Here is an 18,939-nt window from a genome sequence, read left to right as displayed (position 1 = left end):
ATGCGTAACACTGTGTGTCGTGTCGAATACGAAGAATGACGGCGGTGGCGCCGGGGCGGGCGGCGCACCCAGTCCCGACGCCACGCTGCCGGTCCTCGACCGGCAGCAGGTCGGGGTACTGCGCCGGGTGGGCCGGGAATGGGGCCGGGCGGCCGGGGATCCGCAGGCGTGGCGCCGGGCGCTGCCGGTGGACCCGGAGCTCGGCCGCTTTCCGGCCTCCTCCGAGATCCGGCCGGTGCGCTTCGGCCGCTTCGTGCGGGTGGCCACGGTCGGCGGGCAGCCGCCGGTCGAGGCGGGCGGCAAGGACACCCCGACCTCCCGACTCGGCCGGGCGGGCGCCGGGGTCAGGCACGTGCTGCTCGGGGCCCCGCTGCGCAGTACCGCGATCGCGCACGAGCGGATGCGCAAGCTGGTGGCGCTGCCGGTGCTCTCCGCCGACGCGCTCTCGTCCGTCGCCTACGGGCCCGAGGCGATGCTGGCCGTCCTGGTCCTGGCGGGCACCGCCGGCCTGCGCTACTCGGTCCCCATCGCGGCGACGATCGCGTTCCTGATGCTGGCGGTCGGGGTGTCCTACCGTCAGACGATCCGCGCCTACCCGCACGGCGGCGGCTCGTACATCGTCGCCACCGCGAACCTCGGCCGCCTCCCCGGGCTGGCGGCGGCCGCCGGTCTGCTGACGGACTACATCCTCACGGTCGCGGTCTCGATCGCCTCCGGCATGGAGGCCGTCACCTCGGCGGTCCCCTCGCTGCGGGGCGACGTCGTGCCGATCGGCCTCGCCGTGATCGGCGTGCTGCTCGCCGGGAACCTGCGCGGCGTACGGCAGGCGGGCGTCCTGTTCGCCGCACCGACCTACGCCTTCGTCGTCGCCGTCCTCGCCCTCATCGCCTTCGGCCTGTACGACGCGGCCGGCCACGGCTTCCAACCCACCGCCACTCCGCAGTCGACCGCGACCGAGGGGGTCGGCGTACTCCTGGTCCTGCGCGCCTTCGCCTCCGGCTCGACGGCGATGACCGGCATCGAGGCGATCTCCAACGCCGTCCCGGCCTTCCAGCCCACCGAGTGGCGCAACGCCCGTACCACCCTGACCTGGATGGTCGGCCTACTGATCGTGCTCTTCGCCGGCACGGTCGCGCTGGTCCACCTCGACGGCGTCGTCCCCGACGCCCAGGAGACGGTGCTGTCGCAACTCGCCCACCGCGCCTTCGGCCCGGGCTTCGGCTACGTCTTCACCCAGGCCGCCACGGCCGCGATCCTGCTCCTGGCGGCCAACACCGCCTACAACGACTTCCCCCGCGTCCTCTACCTCCTGGCACGCGACAACCAGGCGCCGCGGATCTTCCTACGGCTGGGCGACCGGCTGGCCTTCAGCAACGGCATCGTCGTGCTCTCGGTCGCCGCGGCCGCGATCTACGCGGCGTTCGACGGCATGACGGCGCCGCTGATCCCGCTGTACGCGGTCGGCGTGTTCCTCGCCTTCACGCTGTCGCAGACCGGGATGGTCGTGCACTGGTGGCGCCTGCGCGACCGCCACTGGCGCAAGAGTCTGATCTTCAACGCCGTCGGCGCGCTGCTCTCGGCGATCGTGCTCGTCACCGCCGCGATCACCAAGTTCACCTCGGGCGCCTGGTTCGCCGCGCTCGTGGTGGGCCTGTTCATCCTGGTGGCCACCAGGATCCGGCACCACTACGAGCAGGTCGCCGCGGCGCTCGCCCTGCACCCGCACGCCGTCGAGGTCCCCGGCCGCGCTCTCACCCGGCCACGCCCACGGGACGGCGCGCCGCCCGCACCCTCCGCGGAGGCGAAAGCGGAGGGTGAGCGCGAGGCGGAGAGCGAGGAGACTCCCGAGGAGATCCACCCCCTGCTGATCGTGCCGATCGCCGCACTGGACCTGGCCGGCATGCGCGCCCTCGCCTACGCCGCCTCGCTCCGCCAGCCCGTCCTCGCCCTGCACATCAGCGCCAGCGAGGAGGAGGCCCGGCGCTTCCGCGCGTACTGGAACCTGTGGGGCGACCACCTGCCCCTGAAGATCCTCCTCTCCCCCTACCGCACGATCGTCGCGCCCCTGGTCAACTACATCGAGTCCCTGCACGACCAGCGCCCGGACCTCACCCTGACCGTCGTCCTCCCGGAGATCGTCGTACGGCATCGGCGCCACCGCCTCCTGCACAACCGACTCGCCCCCCGCCTGCGCAGGGCGCTCCGCCCGCTGCCGAAGATCGTCGTCACCACCGTCCCGTTCCACGTCTGAGGCCCGTCCGGGTGTCCGCACGGGCGCCGCTGACCCGCCGATCCCCGACCGGCCAGGCCTGCCGCCCGGCCCGGACCGGCGCCCGCGGCCTCTGCCAGGATGGGCAGCCTCGACCCCGGGCGCGGCGAAAGGGCGGCACAGTGGTGGAACTCGACCCGAAGAGGCTGCTGATCCTGCGCCGGATCGCCGACGCCGGCAGCGTGGCGGGCGCCTCGCGCGCGCTGGGACACACTCCCTCCGCGGTGTCCCAGCAACTGGGCCGGCTGGAACGCGAGGTCGGCGTCCCGCTGGTGGACCGCACCGGCGGACGGGCCGAACTGACCGCCGCGGGCCGCCTGTTGGCGGGTTACGGCGACCGGATCGGCCAGGCGCTCCAGGACGCCGCCCGCGACCTGCGCGAACTCGGCGCCGCCGCCGCCGGCCCGGTCGCCATCGGCGTGCCACCACCCGCCATCACATTCTTCGCCACCACCGCCGTCCACCTGCTCGCCCGCACCCACCCCGACCTGGCCCCCCGCCTGGTGGAGACCGGACGGCAGGAGGGCCTGCGCGCGCTGCGCCTGGGCGAACTGGACGTCCTGGTCATCGAGGACGACCGGCAGGAACCCACCCCGCTGCCGCCCGGCGTCGAGGCGAGCGTCATGTTCGAGGACGCCTACCGCCTGGTCGTCCCCTCCGACTGGACCCCGCCCACCGACCCCGCCCAGCTGTCCGGCCGCCCCTGGATCGCCGCCCCGACCGGCTCACCCCGGCAGCTGGCCTTCCGACGCCTGGCCGCCCGGCACGACATCGTGCCCCTGGTCGAGCACACCGCCCGCTACCGCTTCGCCGTCTACACCATGCTCGCCGCCCGGCTGGGCGCGGCGATCCTGCCCGCGAACGCCGCCGCCCTGATCGGCCCGGGCGCCGGCACCGTCACCACGCTGCCGGTGCCGGGCGCCTACCTGGTGCGCCTGCTGCGCCGCACCGGACCGTGGGGGGCGCCGCCGGCGGTGCGGGCGGCGGCCGAGGCGCTGCAGAGCGCACTGCTGGCGGCGAGCCAGCGGCTGGCGGCCCAGGGCCTGACCGAGAGCGAGCCGCGCGTGAACGGCCACCTGGTCGACCCCAGCGCGCCGAGCACGCCCGAGGGCCCGCCCGCCGAGCCGCCCGCCGGGGCGCCGTAAGCGCTGCTGAACGCCGGGGGTGAGCGCCGCTTGCTGGTGCCCGGCCCGGCCCTCTGCCAGCGTGGCCGGGTGACCACCATCGCGGACGAGCGCCCCCCCGTCCCTGCTCCTCCCCCCTCCGACCGGCTGCGCCGCCGGGCGCGCGCCGCCACGCGTCTGCTCCAACGGACGGCCTGGGCCACCATGTTGGTCGGCACGGTGACGACGGCCTGCGCGCCATGGGGATCCACGCCCTGGTACGCCGGCTGGATCGGCGCGGCCGGTGCGGCGGCACTCGCGGCGCTGGCCTCGCCGGTGCGGCCGGCCCTGGGCGAGAGCCCGCGCTCCGGCTCCGTCTCCGCCCTGTTCCACGGCGCCATGCTCGCCCTGATGCTCTGCACCTTCGCCGGCTGCTTCGCCTTCTCCCTCAGCGGCTGGTTCCACGAGCGCGACCTGGACCGGCACGCCACGCTGCGGGTGTCCGCCACCGTCACCGGCTGCCACAGCAGCGGCGACACCAGCACCGAGTGCACCTTCCTCTGGACGGCGGACGGGCACGAGTACCGCGCCGCCGAGGGCGCGGACGTGCAGTGGCCCGACGGGCACCGGGTCGACGTGCGGATCGATCCCGTCCACCCGCAACGCGCTCCCGTCACCGACGGCAGCTACTGGCCGCTGTGGATCGCGGTCGTCGTGGGCGGGCTCGGCACCCCGTTCAGCCTGGGCGTCTGGTGGGTCCTGGAGGAGTCCGCGAACTACTGACGCCGCGCCGGGGCGGCAACGGCGACGGCGGGCCCGGCGGGGTATGAGGTGCGGCATCGCGGTCATACTTGATCGGAAGTCGATCGAAAGATATGGTCCGATCAACCAGCCACGGTTCGGAGCAGTACGGGGGACAGGCGATGACCATCTCGGCCGAGGAACGTCGGGACCTGATCCTCAAGGCCGTCGGCGAGGCGAGCGGGCCCCTGCGGCTCGCCGACCTCGCGGCGCGGCTCGCCATTCCGGCGGTGACCGTACGGCGGGACGTCGCCGCGCTGGCCGAGGCCGGCCGGGTGGGGCGCTCGCACGGGTTCGTCGTACGGCGCACACCGGAGAAGCCGACGGACTCCGAGGGCGAGACCCGCACCCTCGGGCTGCTGGTGCCCTCCGTCGGGTCGTACTTCGACGAGCTGATCAACGGCGCCCGGGCCGCCGCGACGGCGGCGGGCGCCCGACTCGTCCTCGGCATCGCCCCCTACGAGGCCCGCGACGACCACACACAGGCCGAACGGCTGCTGGAATCCGGCCTCGACGGGCTGCTGCTCGCACCCAACCTCCTGCCGGGCCGGCCCGCGCAGGCCCACGACTGGCTGGACGACCTGCCGGTGCCCGCCATCCTGGTCGAACGCGGCGCGCCCGAGTACGGGGGCCCCGGCGCCGGCCTGGACTCCGTCGGCTCGGACCACCGGCAGGGCGTCCTCCTCGCGCTGCGCCACTTCGCCGACCTCGGCCACGACCGGGTCCTGCTCGCGGCCCGCGGCGACTCCTGGACGGCCCGGGAGGTCCGGGCCGGCTACCAGCACGGCACCCGGCTGCTCGGACTGGCCGCCCTGCCCGTCCTGGACACCCTCGGTGACGACGGCCGCCCCGCCGACTCCGACCGGCTCGCCGGGCTGATCGCCGACGCCGTGTCCGACGGCGTCCGCGCCGCCCTCATCCACAACGACCAGGACGCGATCCAGCTGCTCCCGCTGCTCCGCGCCCGCGGCCTCGCGGTGCCCGACGACCTCGCGCTGATCGCCTACGACGACGTGTTCGCCGCCCTGGCGGCCCCGCCGCTGACCGCCGTCGCCCCGCCGACCCGCGCGGTCGGCGAGACCGCCGTCGGCCTCCTGCTGCGCCGCCTCACCGCCGGGCCCGACCTGCCGGTGCACCGGATCTCCCTGCTCCCGGCCCTGCGCATCCGCACCTCCTGCGGCGGCTGAACCCCCAGCCTCGGCCGGGGAGCCCTCGTACTGGCCGTACTTGGGCGATTCGGGCGTGCAGCCAGGCGGGATGCCTGGATGCACCTCCCGGCCGCCAGGCTGGGGGGGCGTCGCGGGCCCGGCGAGATCAGTCGGACAGGACCTACCGCCGCAGTCCCGCCAGCCAGGCGGCGGCCGCGCCGAGCAGCGGAGCCAGCGGGGCGGCCTCGGGGTACCACGGCGCCTCGTACTCCCAGCAGACCCAGGCGTCGGCCGGCAGCAGGGCGAGGCAGGCGGCGATCGGCAGGGTGCCGGCGCCGAGCGGCAGTGGCGTGCGGTCGGCGGCCGAGGCGACGTCCTTGACCTGGACGTGGCCCAGCCGGCCGGCCAGCGCCCGGTGGGTGGCCTGCGGCGGCTCCCCGCCGAGGACGGTGTGCTGGAGGTCCCACAGGGCGCCGACGGCCGGGTGGTCGACGGGGGCGAGCAGCCGGGCGAGGTCGCGGCCGGTCGGGTGCGAGTCGTGCGTCTCGACCAGGACCCGGACGCCGAGCGCGGCCGCGCGGCCGGCGACGGCGGCCAGCCGCCGGGCGGCGCGCCCATCAGCCCGTTCGTCGGCCGCCGCCGGGCCGGGCGCGGCGCCGCCGCGCGGGAAGACCCGGACGGCCGGGCAGCCCAGGTCGGCGGCGAGTTCCAGGTGTCCGCCGAGGTCGGCGAGCAGCGGGGCGTCCGCGCCCGGGGCGGCGATGCCGAGGTAGGAGGCCAGCGCGAGCGGAACCGTCCCGGTGGACGCCAGTGCGCGCACGGCGGCGCGCCGCTCGTCGGCGGTCAGTCCGGGGTGGACCGGCTGGCCCGGGGCGCAGCGCAGTTCCAGCCCGTGCCAGCCGTGGTCGGCGGCGAGGCGCGCGGCGGCGGCGAGCGGCAGGTCGGGCAGGCCGAGGGTGGACAGGGCGAGTGGCACGGGTGCTCCTCAGGTCCGGGCGCCGGGCGGAAGCCGGCGGGCGAAGGCCGCTCCCGGCGACAGCTCCGCCTCGTGGACGGCGCCGTCGGGCCACCGCACCCGCAGCCGGTAGGCCCCGTCGGGGGCGGCCGCCACGTCCGCCGTCAGGCCGTCGAGCGGCGGGAGTTCGTCCGCGGCGGCGGTGAGACGGGCTGCGGTGAGGTGAGCGGTGGTGAGGCGGACAGCGGTGAGACGGGCGGCGCACACCAGCAGGTGGGCGGCCCCGCCGGTGGCGCCGGTCAGGACCGGCAGGGCGGCGGCCGCTCCGAAGGCCGTGCCGTCCGGGACGGGGCTGGTGCGGGCGGCGGTGTAGCCGTGCAGGGTGCGCAGTTCGCTGGTCAGCAGCCGGCCGTCCAGCGTGTGGGCGGTGGCAGTGGCGGCGGCGGCAGTGCCGGTGCCGGGCCGGGCGGGCGGCAGGTGGTCTCCGGCGACGGCCCAGCCGCCCTCGCGCAGCGGGGTGCCGGGCGGGGCGCCGACGACCAGGTGGGCGCGGACCTCGTCGGCGCCGTGGGCGAGGGTCAGCGAGGTGACGGTGACGCCGGGCAGGGGCTGTCCGGCGGCCCGGGGGCGGTGGGTGGAGGCCGCCCAGCCGTCGCCGGTGGCGAGCGGGGTGATGGGGCCGCGTTCGGTGGGTTCGCCGTCGACCAGCAGGGCGAGGTGGTTGTCGGCCGGGCCGGTGTGGACGGGGCCGGTGGCGGTGGAGTGGGCGAGCCGCGCGTAGTGCGGGTCGTCGGGGTGGACGCGGTCGGCGGGCTGGTCGTCGCTGCCGTGGTTGTGGAGGCGGACCAGGCCGTCGGCGGCGGTGGACTGGACCAGCCAGCCGGGGCCGGGCAGCGCCCGGACGGTGTCACGGCGTTCGGCGGGCGCGGGCTCCTCGCGGTCGGTCCAGGCGGGGTGGTCGGCGGGCAGCAGCAGGCCGAGGAAGCCGGAGGCCGCCCAGTAGGGCGAGGCGGGGCCGGAGTAGGGCTGGACGAGCGGGGGGTGGGGGCCGTACCAGCCGAGGGTGAGCAGGCCGTCGGGGCCGGTGGCGCCGCGGTCGAGGAAGTGGCGCAGGGCGCCGGAGGCGAGGCGGCGGGTGGTGCCGGGGGTGAGCGGGGTGTGGCCGGTGAGGGTGCCGGCCCAGAGCGGGGCGGCGGCGGCGAACCGGTAGATCAGCGAGCGGCCCTGGTGCACCGGCGCGCCGTCGCCGCCGAACAGGTGGGCGTAGTCGGCGAGGTGGGCGGCGAGCCGGGGGCCGTATTCGGCGAGCAGGGCGCGGTCGTCGGCGAGGTGGGCGTGCAGCACGGGGTAGAGGTGCAGGGCCCAGCCGTTGTAGTGGTCGAAGGCGCGGGGGCGGCCGTCGGTGTACCAGCCGTCGCCGAGGTAGAAGCGGTCGATGCGTTCGAGGCCGCGCCGGACGGCGGCGCGGGCGGCGGGCTCCTCGACGCCGGCCTCGGCGAGGAAGCCGCCGACGGCGAGCGGGAAGAGCCACCAGTTGTTGTCGTTGGGTGTGCGGTGGAGGGTCTCGGCGAGCCATCGGGCGGTTCTGGTCCGGACGTCGGCGGGGAGGCGGTCCCAGAGCCAGGGGCGGGTCAGCCGCAGGGCGAACGCGATGGCGGCGGCCTCGACCATGGCCTGGCCGCGGTCGGTGACGACGGGCCAGGACGCCGGGTCGTCGTCGGTGAGGTCGCGTGCGGTGGTGGGGTGGCGGGTGCCGGCGTCGAGTCCGGCGGCGTAGCGGTCGAGCAGGCCGTGCGGGTCGGCGCCGCCGGCGCCGGCGATCCGCAGGGCGGCGAGGAGGAAGGTGCGGGCGAAGCCTTCGTGGGCGTCGGAGCGGCGGCCGGACCAGCTCGGCGTAGCGCGGGGGAGGTCGATCAGCGCGTGTCCGGGGCCGGCCCAGGGGAGGACGGCGTCGAGCAGCCCGTCGGCGGCGGCCTCCCAGTGGGCTCTGGTCCAGCCGGTGCGGGGGCTGAGGGCGTGGTCTTCCGGGGGCAGCAGCACGGCGGTGTCCTCCATGGCCCGGGGCTCGGGAGTCGTGCCCCGTGCGGGGAATCTAGAAAGCGGTTGATCGTTCGTCAAGGCTTTTGATCGCAACGGATCATTTGATCCCAATCTCTTGACTTCGATCGATCGCCCGCCCAGGATGGCGACCACTTGCCCGCCCGGTCGCGGCCACCGGCAGCCCCACTGACCCCCCGGCCGCGCCCCCCTCTCCCGGAGTCGTGCATGCCCTCACTCCCGCTCCCCCTCCCCCACCCCCGGCGCAGACTCCTCCGCGCCGCCGCCGGCGGCCTGCTGTCCACCGTCCTCCTCGCCGCCTGCGCCGGCAGCGGCGGCGGCGGCGCCCCGAAGGCCGACGACGGCAAGCCGGTCACGCTGACCTTCTGGGCCTGGTCCAAGGGCACGAAGGAGGTCGTCGCCGCCTTCAACGCCTCCCACCCCGACGTCAACGTGGTCTACGAGGAGATACCGTCCGGCACGGCCGGCGGGTACGCCAAGATCTCCAACGCGGTGAAGGCCGGCAACGCCCCCGACGTGTTCAACGTCGAGTACGCCCAACTGCCGGACTTCGTCAGCCAGGGCGCCGTCCAGGACATCTCCGGGCTCGTCCCCGGCGAGCTCAAGGCGAAGTACCTGCCGCAGACCATGGACCTGACCACCCTCGGCGGCCGCACCTGGGCGCTGCCACTGGACGCCTCGCCGCAGGCCTTCTACTACCGCAAGGACCTCTTCGACCGGGCCGGCCTCACCCCGCCGAAGACCTGGGACGAATTCCGCACCGCCGCGCAGAAACTGAAGCAGGCCCAGCCGGACACCCGGATCGCCACCTTCTTCCCCGACGACCCGGCCACCTTCGAGGCGATGGCCTGGCAGGCCGGCGCCCACTGGTTCACCGGCCGCGACGACGCCTGGAGCGTCGACCTCAACGGCGCCGGGACCAAGCAGACCGCGGACTACTGGCAGCAGCTGATCGCCGAGGACCTGGTCCGCGTCCAGCCCTCGTTCAGCCAGCCGTGGACGGCCTCGCTGCAGAAGGGCGAGACCGCCGGCTACCTCGGCGCCTCCTGGGGCGGCGGGGTGCTGAAGGGCACCCTGCCCGACGCGGCCGGCACGTGGGCCGTCGCCCCGGTGCCCAGCTGGGACGGCGCCCCGGCCAGCGGCATGGTCGGCGGCACCACCTTCGCCGTCTCCAAGAACAGCAGGAAGGCCAAGGCCGCCGTCGAGTTCGCCACCTGGGCGACCACCACGCCGGAGGGCATCAAGGCCCGGATCGCCTCCGGCACCTCCTCCGCCTTCCCGGCCGCGCCCGCGCTCGTCCCGGTGGCCGAGGAGGCCTTCAAGGCCGACTTCTACGGCGGCCAGGACGTGTACGCGCTCTACACGGACGCCGCGAAGTCGATCAAGCCGAACTGGCAGTGGGGCCCGACGATGAACGCGACCAACAACGCGCTCAAGGACGCGTTCGGCAAGCTCACCCAGGGCGGCACCGTCCAGGCGGCCCTCGACGCCGCGCAGCAGTCCACCCTGGCCGAGCTGAAGAACCGCGGCCTCAAGGTCAAGCAGTGACCGCCCAGCCGCCCCGCACCGGGCCCGGGCCCGCCGTCGCCGCCCGCGCCCGCCGGCGCGGGCGGTACGGGGCGCCGGCCGTCCTGCTCGCCCCGTTCGTGCTCCTGTTCACCGCCTGCACGCTCGTCCCGATCGGCTACGCCGTCCACCTCAGCCTGTACACCGAGCACCGCTCCGGGCTCGGCTTCGGCGGCGGCGAGACGGTCTTCACCGGCCTCGGCAACTACGCCCGGGCGCTCGGCGACCAGGCGTTCCGCTCGGGCTTCTGGACCACCGCGCAGTACTGCCTGCTCTACATCCCGCTGATGACGGGGCTGGCGCTGCTCCTCGCGCTGCTGCTGGACTCGGCACTGGCCCGCGCCCGCCGCTTCTTCCAGCTGGCGCTGTTCCTGCCGCACGCGGTACCCGGCATCATCGCCGCGCTGATCTGGGTCTACCTGTACACGCCCGGCATCAGCCCGGTCATCGACCTGCTGAACGCCGGCGGCGCCCACCCCGACCCGTTCGGCGCGCCGCTGCCCGCCGTGGTCAACATCGCACTCTGGGAGTGGACCGGCTACAACATGGTCATCTTCTACGCCGCACTCCAGGCCGTCCCGCGCGAAGTCCTCGAAGCGGCCGTCGTCGACGGCGCCGGACCGCTGCGGACCGCCGTCAGCGTCAAGATCCCGCTCATCCGCGCCTCGATCGTGCTGGTCGGCCTGTTCACCCTGATCGGCTCGCTCCAGCTCTTCACCGAACCGATGATCCTGCACGGCGCCTCCCCCGGCGTCGTCTCCACCTGGACCCCCAGCATGTACGCCTACACCGCCGCCTTCGACCGGGGCGACTACGGCCTGGCCGCCGCCGCCTCGGTGCTGCTCGCGCTCGCCGCCGCCGCGCTGTCCTTCCTCGTCACCCGGGCCACCCGCCCGCGCCCGGACCGCCGGACGGAGGCCACCGGATGACCACGCTCGCCCCCGGACGCCGCCCCCGGCAGCGCTCCGCCGCCCGCAGCCACCCGCCCCGCCGGCCGTGGAGCCTCTCCAAGGCCGCCGTCAACGGCGCCCTCGTCCTCGCCACCGCCTACACCCTGCTGCCGCTGCTGTGGCTGGTGACCGCCGCCGCCAAGAACACCGGCGACCTGCTCGGCGGGCGCGCCCTCTCCCCCGCCACCTGGCACCTCGGCGAGAACCTGCACGCGCTGGCCACCACCGGGGACGGCATCTACTTCCGCTGGTACCTCAACTCCCTGCTGTACGCCGGGCTCGGCGCACTGGCCTGCGCCCTGGTCTGCGTCTGCGCCGGGTACGCGTTCCACGTCCACTCCTTCCCCGGCAAGGAGAAGCTGTTCGGCCTGGTGCTGCTCGGCGTGCTGGTGCCCACCACCACGCTGGCCCTGCCGATGTACCTGCTCGCCTCGGACCTCGGCGTGGTCAACACCTTCTGGGCGGTCTTCGTGCCCTCCCTGGTCAACCCCTTCGGCGTCTACCTCGCCCGGGTGTTCTGCGCGGGCTACGTCCCCGGCGAGGTGCTGGAGGCGGCCCGGATGGACGGCGCGGGCGAACTGCGCACCTTCTGGTCGATCGGCCTGCGGATGATGACGCCCGGCTTCGTCACGGTGTTCCTCTTCCAGTTCACCGCGATCTGGAACAACTTCTTCCTCCCCCTGGTGATGCTCTCGGACAACCGGCTCTTCCCGGTCAGCCTCGGCCTGTTCAGCTGGAACGCCCAGACCCACGCCTTCCCCGAGTACTACCCCCTCGTCGTCAGCGGCTCGCTGCTCGCCGTCCTCCCGCTGGTGGCGGCCTTCTTCGGCCTGCAACGCCACTGGCGGGCCGGCCTGACCGCAGGAAGCGTCAAATGACCACCACCACAGCCGACATCCGCTCCCCCGCCGCCCCGGCCCGCCGGCCCCGCGCCCTGCTCGCGATGGACCGCGCCCTGCCCGCCCGGCTGCTCGACCGGCACGCCGTCCAGCGGCTCACCGACCTCGCCGACCTCGACCCCGACCTGGTCGTGGACGACTTCGCCACCCCCGAGGCCGCCGCCGCGCTGGCCCGCACCGAGGTCATCATCAGCGGCTGGGGCTGCCCGCCGCTGGACGAGGCCGTACTGGCCGCCGCGCCCCGGCTGCGCGCCGTCATCCACGCCGCCGGCTCGGTCAAGCACCACGTCACCGACGCCTGCTGGCGGCGCGGCCTCCAGGTGACCTCGGCGGCCTGGGCCAACGCGCTGCCCGTCGCCGAGTACACCGTCGCCGCCGTGCTGCTCGCCAACAAGCGGCTGCTGGCGATCCGCGAGGACTACCGGCACCGGCGCGCCCCGCACGACTGGCAGGGCGCCTACGCCGCCGCCGGGAACTACCGGCGCACGGTCGGCGTCGTCGGCGCCTCCCGGATCGGGCGCCGGGTGCTCGAACTGCTCGGCCCGCACGACCTCGACCTGCTGCTGTACGACCCGTACGTGGAGGCCGCCGAGGCCGCCGCGCTCGGCGCCCGGGCCGTCGGCCTGGACGACCTGTGCGCCTCCTCCGACGTGGTCACCGTGCACGCCCCCGAACTGCCGGAGACCCACCACCTGGTGGACCGCCGCCGGCTCGCCCTGATGCGCGACGGCGCCACCCTGGTCAACACCTCCCGCGGCTCGCTGGTCGACCAGCAGGCGCTCACCGACGAACTCGTCGCCGGCCGCCTGGACGCCGTCCTCGACGTCACCGTCCCCGAGGTCCTGCCCGCCGACTCACCGCTGTACGAGCTGCCGAACGTCCTGCTCACCCCGCACGTGGCCGGCTCGCTCGGCGGCGAGCTGCACCGGATGGCCGCCGCCGCGGCCGACGAGCTCGCCCGCTACGCGCGGGGCCTGCCGTTCGCCCACGCCGTCCACCCCGAAGGCATCCACCGCACGGCCTGACCGCGCCCCCGTCACCAGCTGCACGGCCTGACCGCGCCCCCGTCACCAGCTGCACGGCCTGACCGCGCCCCCGCCAGCACCAACACCACCAGCTGCAAGGAGAACACCCGTGGACCGCAAGGTGATCGGCGTCGTCCTGAACGGCGTCACCGGCCGCATGGGCCACCGCCAGCACCTCGTCCGCTCGATCCTCGCCATCCGCGAGCAGGGCGGCCTCGACCTCGACGACGGCCGGGTGCTCTGGCCCGAACCGATCCTGCTCGGCCGCAACGAGGCCAAGCTGCGCGCCCTGGCCGAACGCCACGGCCTGGAGCACTGGACCACCTCGCTCGACGAGGCGCTCGCCCACCCGCTCACCGAGGTGTACTTCGACGCCCAGGTGACCCCCGCCCGGGAGGCCGCCCTGCGCGCCGCGATCGCCGCCGGCAAGCACGTCTACACCGAGAAGCCCACCGCCGAATCCCTCGACGCCGCCCTGGAGCTGGCCCGCCTCGCCCGGGCGGCCGGCGTCCGCAACGGCGTCGTCCAGGACAAGCTGTTCCTGCCCGGGCTGCGCAAGCTCAAGCGGCTGATCGACGGCGGGTTCTTCGGCCGGATCCTGTCCGTGCGCGGCGAGTTCGGCTACTGGGTCTTCGAGGGCGACTGGCAGAGCGCCCAGCGCCCGTCCTGGAACTACCGCGCCGAGGACGGCGGCGGCGTGATCCTCGACATGTTCCCGCACTGGCGCTACGTGCTGGACAACCTCTTCGGGCCCGTCCGCACGGTGTACGCGCACGCCTCCACCCACATCCCCCGCCGCGTCGACGAACAGGGCCGGGCCTACCCCGCCACCGCCGACGACGCCGCGTACGGCGTCTTCGAGCTGGCCGGCGGCGTCGTCGCGCAGATCAACTCCTCCTGGGCGGTGCGGGTCGACCGGGACGAACTGGTCGAGTTCCAGGTCGACGGCACCGAGGGCAGCGCCGTCGCCGGGCTGCGCGAGTGCCGCATCCAGCACCGGGCCACCACCCCCCGGCCGGTCTGGAACCCGGACCTCCCGGCCACCGACCCCTTCCGCGCCCAGTGGCAGCCGGTGCCCGCCAACGAGGAGTACGACAACGGCTTCAAGGTGCAGTGGGAGCTGTTCCTGCGCCACGTGGCGACCGGCTCCGCCTACCCGTGGGACCTCCTGGAAGGCGCCAAGGGCGTCCAGCTCGCCGAACTCGGCCTGCGCTCGGCGCGCGAGGGCCGCCGGCTCGACGTCCCCGAGCTGGTGCTCTGATGGCCGAACTCGACCTGCCCGGACACGGCCGGCTGCGGCTGCGCGAGCCCGCACCGCTCGACCTGCCCGCACACCCGCCCGCCTCCCGCACGGCCTTCGCGGCCGCCCACGTCGTCGCCGACCCGCTCGGCGCCAACGCCGCCGGCGCCCCGGCCGCCCTGGACTGGGACGCCACCCTCGCCTTCCGCCACCACCTCTGGTCGCTCGGCCTCGGCGTCGCCGACGCCATGGACACCGCCCAGCGCGGCATGGGCCTGGACTGGGCCGCCACCCGCGAACTCATCACCCGCTCCGGCGCGGCGGCCCGCGCCGTCGGCGGCCGGCTCGCCTGCGGCGTCGGCACCGACCAACTCACCGACCCGGCAGGCTCCTTGAGCGACATCACGGCCGCCGCCCTGAGCGAGGTCGCAGACGCCTACGAGGCGCAGCTCGCCGTGGTCGAGGCGGCCGGAGCGCAGCCCGTCCTGATGGCCAGCCGGGCCCTCAACTCCCGCGCCCGCGGCCCGGAGGACTTCCTCCGCGTCTACGACGGGCTGATCCGGCAGTCCGCCCGGCCGGTGATCCTGCACTGGCTCGGCGCCGCCTTCGACCCGGCACTGGACGGCTACTGGGGCTCCGCCGACCTCGACGCGGCCACCGACACCGTCCTCACCCTCATCCGCGAACACCCCGGTCGGATCGACGGCATCAAGGTGTCGCTGCTGGACGCCGACCGGGAGGTCGCGCTGCGCCGCGCCCTGCCCGCCGGGGTGCGGCTCTACACCGGCGACGACTTCCACTACCCCGAACTGATCAAGGGCGACGAACTCGGCCACAGCGACGCCCTGCTCGGCGTCTTCGACCCGATCGCCGGCCACGCCGCGGCAGCCCTGCACGCCCTGGACGCCGGCGACACCGCCCGCTACGACGCGCTGCTCGGCCCGACGCTGCCGCTGGCCCGGCACCTCTTCGCGGCGCCGACCTTCCAGTACAAGACCGGCGTGGTCTTCCTCGCCTACCTGGCCGGCCACCAGGAGCACTTCACCATGGTGGCCGGCGCCCAGAGCGGCCGGTCCGTACCGCACCTCGTCGAACTGCTCCGGCTCGCCGACGCCGCCGGGGTGCTCCCCGACCCCGAGCTCGCGGCCGACCGGATGCGCCGCTACCTCGCCCTGGCCGGGTGGTCGGCATGACCGCACCCCACCCCGCCGAACGGGGTACCGCCGCCCCCGGTCTGGAACGGCTCTCGCTCAACCAGATCACCACCAAGCACTGGTCCCTGCCCGAGGCCGTCCGGGGCTGCGCGCAGGCGGGCATCCCGGCGATCGGCCTGTGGCGGGACAAGGTCGCCGAGACCGGAACGGCCCGCGCCGCCCGGCTGGTCCGCGACAGCGGCCTGACCGTCAGCAGCCTCTGCCGGGGCGGCTTCCTCACCGCCGCCGGGCCCGAAGGCCGCCGCGCCGCGCTCGACGACAACCGGCGGGCCGTCGAGGAGGCCGCCGAACTCGGCACCGACACCCTGGTGCTGGTCGTCGGAGGCCTGCCCGAGGGCAGCCGCGACCTGCCCGGCGCGCGTGCCCGGGTCGCCGACCTGCTCGCCGAACTCGCGCCGTACGCCGGGCAGTTCGGCGTACGACTGGCCATCGAACCGCTGCATCCGATGTTCTGCGCCGACCGCGCCGTGGTCTCCACCCTCGGCCAGGCGCTCGACCTCGCCGCGCCGCACCCGGCCGCCCAGGTCGGCGTGGTCGTCGACAGCTACCACGTCTGGTGGGATCCGGCGCTGCCCGAGCAACTCACCCGGGCGGGCCGGGACGGCCGCATCGCCGCCTACCAGGTGTGCGACTGGACGCTGCCGCTGCCCGCCGACGTCCTGCTCGGGCGCGGCCACGTCGGCGACGGCCACATCGACTTCCGCTCCCTCACCGACCAGGTCACGGCGGCGGGCTACACCGGCTGGATCGAGGTCGAGATCTTCAACGAGCGGATCTGGGCCACCCCCGGCGCGCAGACCCTCGCCACCGTGGCCGACCGCCACCGCACCCACGTGGCCACCGCGCCACACCGGTAGCCGTTGGCCTACCCTGGCAGCCCGTGCCACACCCTCGAAAGCTGGTCACGCGATGATCGAAACGATCGAACTCGACTACGACGACTCCGGATTCCGCCGCAACGGGGCCCCGCACCGGATCGTCGCCGGCGCCCTGCACTACTTCCGCGTCCACCCCGAGCTCTGGGACGACCGGCTGCGCCGCCTGCGCGCCCTCGGCGTCAACACCGTGGACACCTACATCCCCTGGAACTTCCACGAACTGCCCACCGGTGAGATCGACTTCACCGGCTGGCGGGACGTGGCCCGGTTCGTCCGGCTGGCCCAGCAGCACGGACTGGACGTCATCCTGCGGCCCGGCCCCTACATCTGCGCCGAATGGGAGTTCGGCGGCCTGCCCGCACGCCTCCTCGCCGTCGACGGCCTGCGCCTGCGCTGCGCCGACCCCGCCTTCCTGGCCGCCGTGGACGGCTGGTTCGACGCCCTCGTGCCCGAGCTGCTGCCGCTGCTGGCGAGCCGCGGCGGCCCCGTCGTGGCCGTCCAGGTCGAGAACGAGTACGGCAGCTACGGCACCGACGCCGGCTACCTCGCCCACCTGCGCGACGGCCTCCTCGCGCGCGGCGTGGACTGCCTGCTGTTCACCGCCGACGGCGCCGAGGACTTCATGCAGCAGGGCGGCGCGATCCCCGGCCTGCTCGCCACCGCGACCTTCGGCTCCCGCGCCCCCGAGCGCTTCGAGGTGCTGCGCCGCCAGCAGCCCAAGGGGCCGCTGGCCGCCATGGAGTTCTGGATCGGCTGGTTCGACCGCGTCGGCGGGCCCCACCACGTCCGCGACCCGCAGGAGTCCGCCCGCTCCCTGGACGCACTCCTCGCCACCGGCGCCTCCGTCAACCTCTACATGGCCCACGGCGGCACCAACTTCGGCCTCTGGTCCGGCGCCAACCACACCGGCACCAGCCCCGACACCCCGGGCTACGAGCCCACCACCACCAGCTACGACTACGACGCCCCCATCGGCGAGGCCGGCGAACTCACCGCCAAGTTCCACGCCCTGCGCGACGTCATCGGCCGGTACCTCCCCCTGCCCGACGGCGAACTCCCCGCCGAGCCGCCCCGCCTGGCCCCGCGCCGCATCGACCGCAGGACCGGCCGGGCCCGCCTGTTCGACTCCCTGGACGCCCTGGCCACCCCGCACCACCGGCCCGTCCCGGAACCCATGGAGAACCTCGGCCAGTCCCTCGGCCTCATCCACTACCGCACCCGCGTCCCCGGCCCCCGCCCCACCCTGCCGCTGCGCATCGACGGCCTCGGCGACCGCGCCCAGGTCTTCGCCGACGGCCGCCCCCTCGGCACCCTCGACCGCAACGACCCCGGTGCCACCCTCCCGCTGGCCACCGCGCCGGCCGGCACCACCCTGGACATCCTGGTCGAGGCGCTCGGCCGCACCAACTACGGCCCCCAACTCGACGACCACAAGGGCATCCGGCGGGGCGTCTCGCACGAACGCCAGCGCCTCCACGACTGGGAGATCCGCCCGCTCCCCCTCACCGACCTGAGCGGCCTGGCCTTCGACCCGGCCACCGCCGCCACCGACGGCGACCCGGCCTTCCACCGCTTCGAGACCGACCTCGACACCCCCGCCGACGCCTTCCTCGCCCTGCCCGGCTGGGGCCGCGGCCTGCTCTGGCTCAACGGCTTCCTCCTCGGCCGCTACACCGACGAGGGCCCGCAGCGCACCCTCTACGCCCCCGCCCCGCTCTGGCACCCGGGCACCAACACCCTCGTCCTCCTCGAACTCACCCGCCACGGCGAAGCCCTCGACCTGCGCGACCGACCCGACCTCGGCCCCGTCACGGACGCCCCCAGCTCCGAGTTCTGAAACTCCGCCTCACCGACATCGTGACCGCCCTGCTCACCGGCTACGCCGTCGCCTCGACCCGGCCGGCCGGCCGGGGACGGAGCGTCCTGCGGTGGCCACCTACCGGCGCCGGCCCCAGCAGGTGATCAGCGGGGCGGTGGTCACGTCCAGCTCGGTGTCGCGGAGGTTGGCCAGGTGCCGGTCCAGGTCGGCGGCGGGGAGGTCGGGGCCGACCAGCTGGTCGCGGAGCTGACGGACCGTCGCCGCCTCCAGCTCCCGACAGGCCGGGGAGGTGACGGGGAAGTACGCCTCGGCGGCGACGTCCGTCAGGCCCGCCTCGCGCAGCAGCCGGGGCAGGGTGCGGCCGAAGGCGAGGTCGGCGCCGCGCTCGGCGAGCCGGGCCCGGAACGCCCGGCGCACCCGGTTCGCCAGCTCCTGGTCCGGCCCGTGCTCGTCCGGGCAGGCGAGCGGTTGCAGGGCCGGGTCCGCGTCCTCGACCACCAGCCAGCCTCCGGGCCGTACCGCCGACGCCAGCCGCCGCAGCACCTCGGCCCGGTCGGGCAGGTGCACCAGCACCAGGCGGACGTGCACCAGGTCGAACAGCCCGTCGGGCAGCGGGTCGCGGGTGACGTCGTGCCGGCGGACCTCGACGCGGTCGGCGGGCAGTCCGGTCAGCCAGCTGGTGTCGAGGTCGCTGGCCAGGACCCGGCCCGCCGGCCCGACCCGCTCGGCCAGTGCCAGCGGGATGCCCGGGCCGCCCGCACCCACCTCCCAGCAGTGGTGCCCGTCGGCCGGGCCCAGCCGGTCCAAGTGCTCCAGCGTCCACGGGTCGAACAGCTCGGCGATGCCCTCGAACCGTCGACCCGCCTCCCGCTGCCGGTTGTCCAGCAGGTAGCCGCGCTCGTCGCCCATGCTCCGCGCCTCTCGGATCGCCCTTGCCCGTCGCCCCGCCCGTCGCTCGACGCGGCCGACCGCGATGGTAGGCGATCGGTACCGGGTGCGCGAAGGCGCCCCGGG

Annotated in this window: 15 protein-coding genes; 12 read left to right on the top strand and 3 right to left on the bottom strand. The window is 75.1% G+C overall.

Going from position 1 to position 18,939, the window contains the following annotated elements; genetic code table 11:
• Positions 1 to 400 precede the first annotated feature (400 nt).
• The 4 genes from A6F73_RS29700 to A6F73_RS29685 all read left to right on the top strand — a co-directional run bounded on the left by A6F73_RS29700 (position 401) and on the right by A6F73_RS29685 (position 5,360).
• Positions 401 to 2,251: an APC family permease gene (locus tag A6F73_RS29700; protein ID WP_244293739.1), complete on the top strand. Its 1,851-nt coding sequence runs from the start codon at positions 401 to 403 to the stop codon at positions 2,249 to 2,251.
• 143 nt (positions 2,252 to 2,394) lie between these two features.
• Positions 2,395 to 3,414 carry a LysR family transcriptional regulator gene (locus tag A6F73_RS29695; protein WP_159398571.1) on the top strand — a complete coding sequence of 340 codons (1,020 nt, stop codon included), beginning with the start codon at positions 2,395 to 2,397 and terminating at the stop codon, positions 3,412 to 3,414.
• Positions 3,415 to 3,483: 69 nt separating this feature from the next.
• A complete protein-coding gene (locus A6F73_RS29690) occupies positions 3,484 to 4,155 on the top strand; it encodes a DUF3592 domain-containing protein (RefSeq protein ID WP_159398570.1) in 672 nt (223 codons plus the stop codon).
• 140 nt (positions 4,156 to 4,295) lie between these two features.
• Complete coding sequence (locus A6F73_RS29685) at positions 4,296 to 5,360, top strand: substrate-binding domain-containing protein (RefSeq protein ID WP_063350586.1); 1,065 nt, start codon at positions 4,296 to 4,298, stop codon at positions 5,358 to 5,360.
• A gap of 142 nt (positions 5,361 to 5,502) precedes the next feature.
• Here A6F73_RS29685 and A6F73_RS29680 read toward each other — a convergent pair whose 3' ends face one another.
• Together A6F73_RS29680 and A6F73_RS29675 are read right to left on the bottom strand one after the other, a co-directional pair.
• On the bottom strand, positions 5,503 to 6,297 hold the full coding sequence (locus A6F73_RS29680; protein ID WP_063350585.1) for a TIM barrel protein: 795 nt from the start codon (positions 6,295 to 6,297) through the stop codon (positions 5,503 to 5,505).
• Positions 6,298 to 6,306: 9 nt separating this feature from the next.
• On the bottom strand, positions 6,307 to 8,331 hold the full coding sequence (locus A6F73_RS29675) for a DUF2264 domain-containing protein (RefSeq protein ID WP_079136127.1): 2,025 nt from the start codon (positions 8,329 to 8,331) through the stop codon (positions 6,307 to 6,309).
• Between the two features lie 210 nt (positions 8,332 to 8,541).
• Between A6F73_RS29675 and A6F73_RS29670 the strand changes: the two genes are divergently transcribed.
• From A6F73_RS29670 to A6F73_RS29635, 8 genes are all read left to right on the top strand, one after another.
• Entirely contained in the window at positions 8,542 to 9,882 is a 1,341-nt protein-coding gene (locus A6F73_RS29670) for a sugar ABC transporter substrate-binding protein (RefSeq protein ID WP_063350584.1), read from the top strand.
• Between the two features lie 83 nt (positions 9,883 to 9,965).
• Positions 9,966 to 10,829 carry a sugar ABC transporter permease gene (locus A6F73_RS29665; RefSeq protein WP_244293738.1) on the top strand — a complete coding sequence of 288 codons (864 nt, stop codon included), beginning with the start codon at positions 9,966 to 9,968 and terminating at the stop codon, positions 10,827 to 10,829.
• A complete protein-coding gene (locus A6F73_RS29660) occupies positions 10,826 to 11,728 on the top strand; it encodes a carbohydrate ABC transporter permease (RefSeq protein WP_063350582.1) in 903 nt (300 codons plus the stop codon). Before A6F73_RS29665 ends, A6F73_RS29660 begins: the two co-directional genes overlap by 4 nt.
• A gap of 65 nt (positions 11,729 to 11,793) precedes the next feature.
• On the top strand, positions 11,794 to 12,774 hold the full coding sequence (locus tag A6F73_RS29655; RefSeq protein ID WP_063351656.1) for a hydroxyacid dehydrogenase: 981 nt from the start codon (positions 11,794 to 11,796) through the stop codon (positions 12,772 to 12,774).
• A gap of 109 nt (positions 12,775 to 12,883) precedes the next feature.
• On the top strand, positions 12,884 to 14,035 hold the full coding sequence (locus tag A6F73_RS29650; protein ID WP_063350581.1) for a Gfo/Idh/MocA family oxidoreductase: 1,152 nt from the start codon (positions 12,884 to 12,886) through the stop codon (positions 14,033 to 14,035).
• On the top strand, positions 14,035 to 15,207 hold the full coding sequence (locus tag A6F73_RS29645; protein WP_063350580.1) for a dihydrodipicolinate synthase family protein: 1,173 nt from the start codon (positions 14,035 to 14,037) through the stop codon (positions 15,205 to 15,207). Before A6F73_RS29650 ends, A6F73_RS29645 begins: the two co-directional genes overlap by 1 nt.
• Positions 15,204 to 16,085 (top strand): sugar phosphate isomerase/epimerase, encoded by an 882-nt coding sequence (locus tag A6F73_RS29640; protein ID WP_063351655.1) that lies wholly within the window; start codon positions 15,204 to 15,206, stop codon positions 16,083 to 16,085. The genes A6F73_RS29645 and A6F73_RS29640 overlap by 4 nt, the downstream gene beginning before the upstream one ends.
• Before the next feature lie 52 nt (positions 16,086 to 16,137).
• Positions 16,138 to 17,943: a beta-galactosidase gene (locus tag A6F73_RS29635; RefSeq protein ID WP_063350579.1), complete on the top strand. Its 1,806-nt coding sequence runs from the start codon at positions 16,138 to 16,140 to the stop codon at positions 17,941 to 17,943.
• Positions 17,944 to 18,042: 99 nt separating this feature from the next.
• Here the strand turns inward: A6F73_RS29635 and A6F73_RS29630 are convergent, their stop codons facing one another.
• On the bottom strand, positions 18,043 to 18,834 hold the full coding sequence (locus tag A6F73_RS29630) for a methyltransferase domain-containing protein (protein ID WP_063350578.1): 792 nt from the start codon (positions 18,832 to 18,834) through the stop codon (positions 18,043 to 18,045).
• Positions 18,835 to 18,939 lie beyond the last annotated feature (105 nt).

It is taken from the genome of Streptomyces sp. MJM8645, from assembly GCF_001625365.1.
Classification (GTDB): Bacteria; Actinomycetota; Actinomycetes; order Streptomycetales; family Streptomycetaceae; genus Kitasatospora.
The sequence above is the reverse complement of the archived record's forward strand: the minus strand, read 5'-3'. Positions and strand labels throughout refer to the sequence as shown.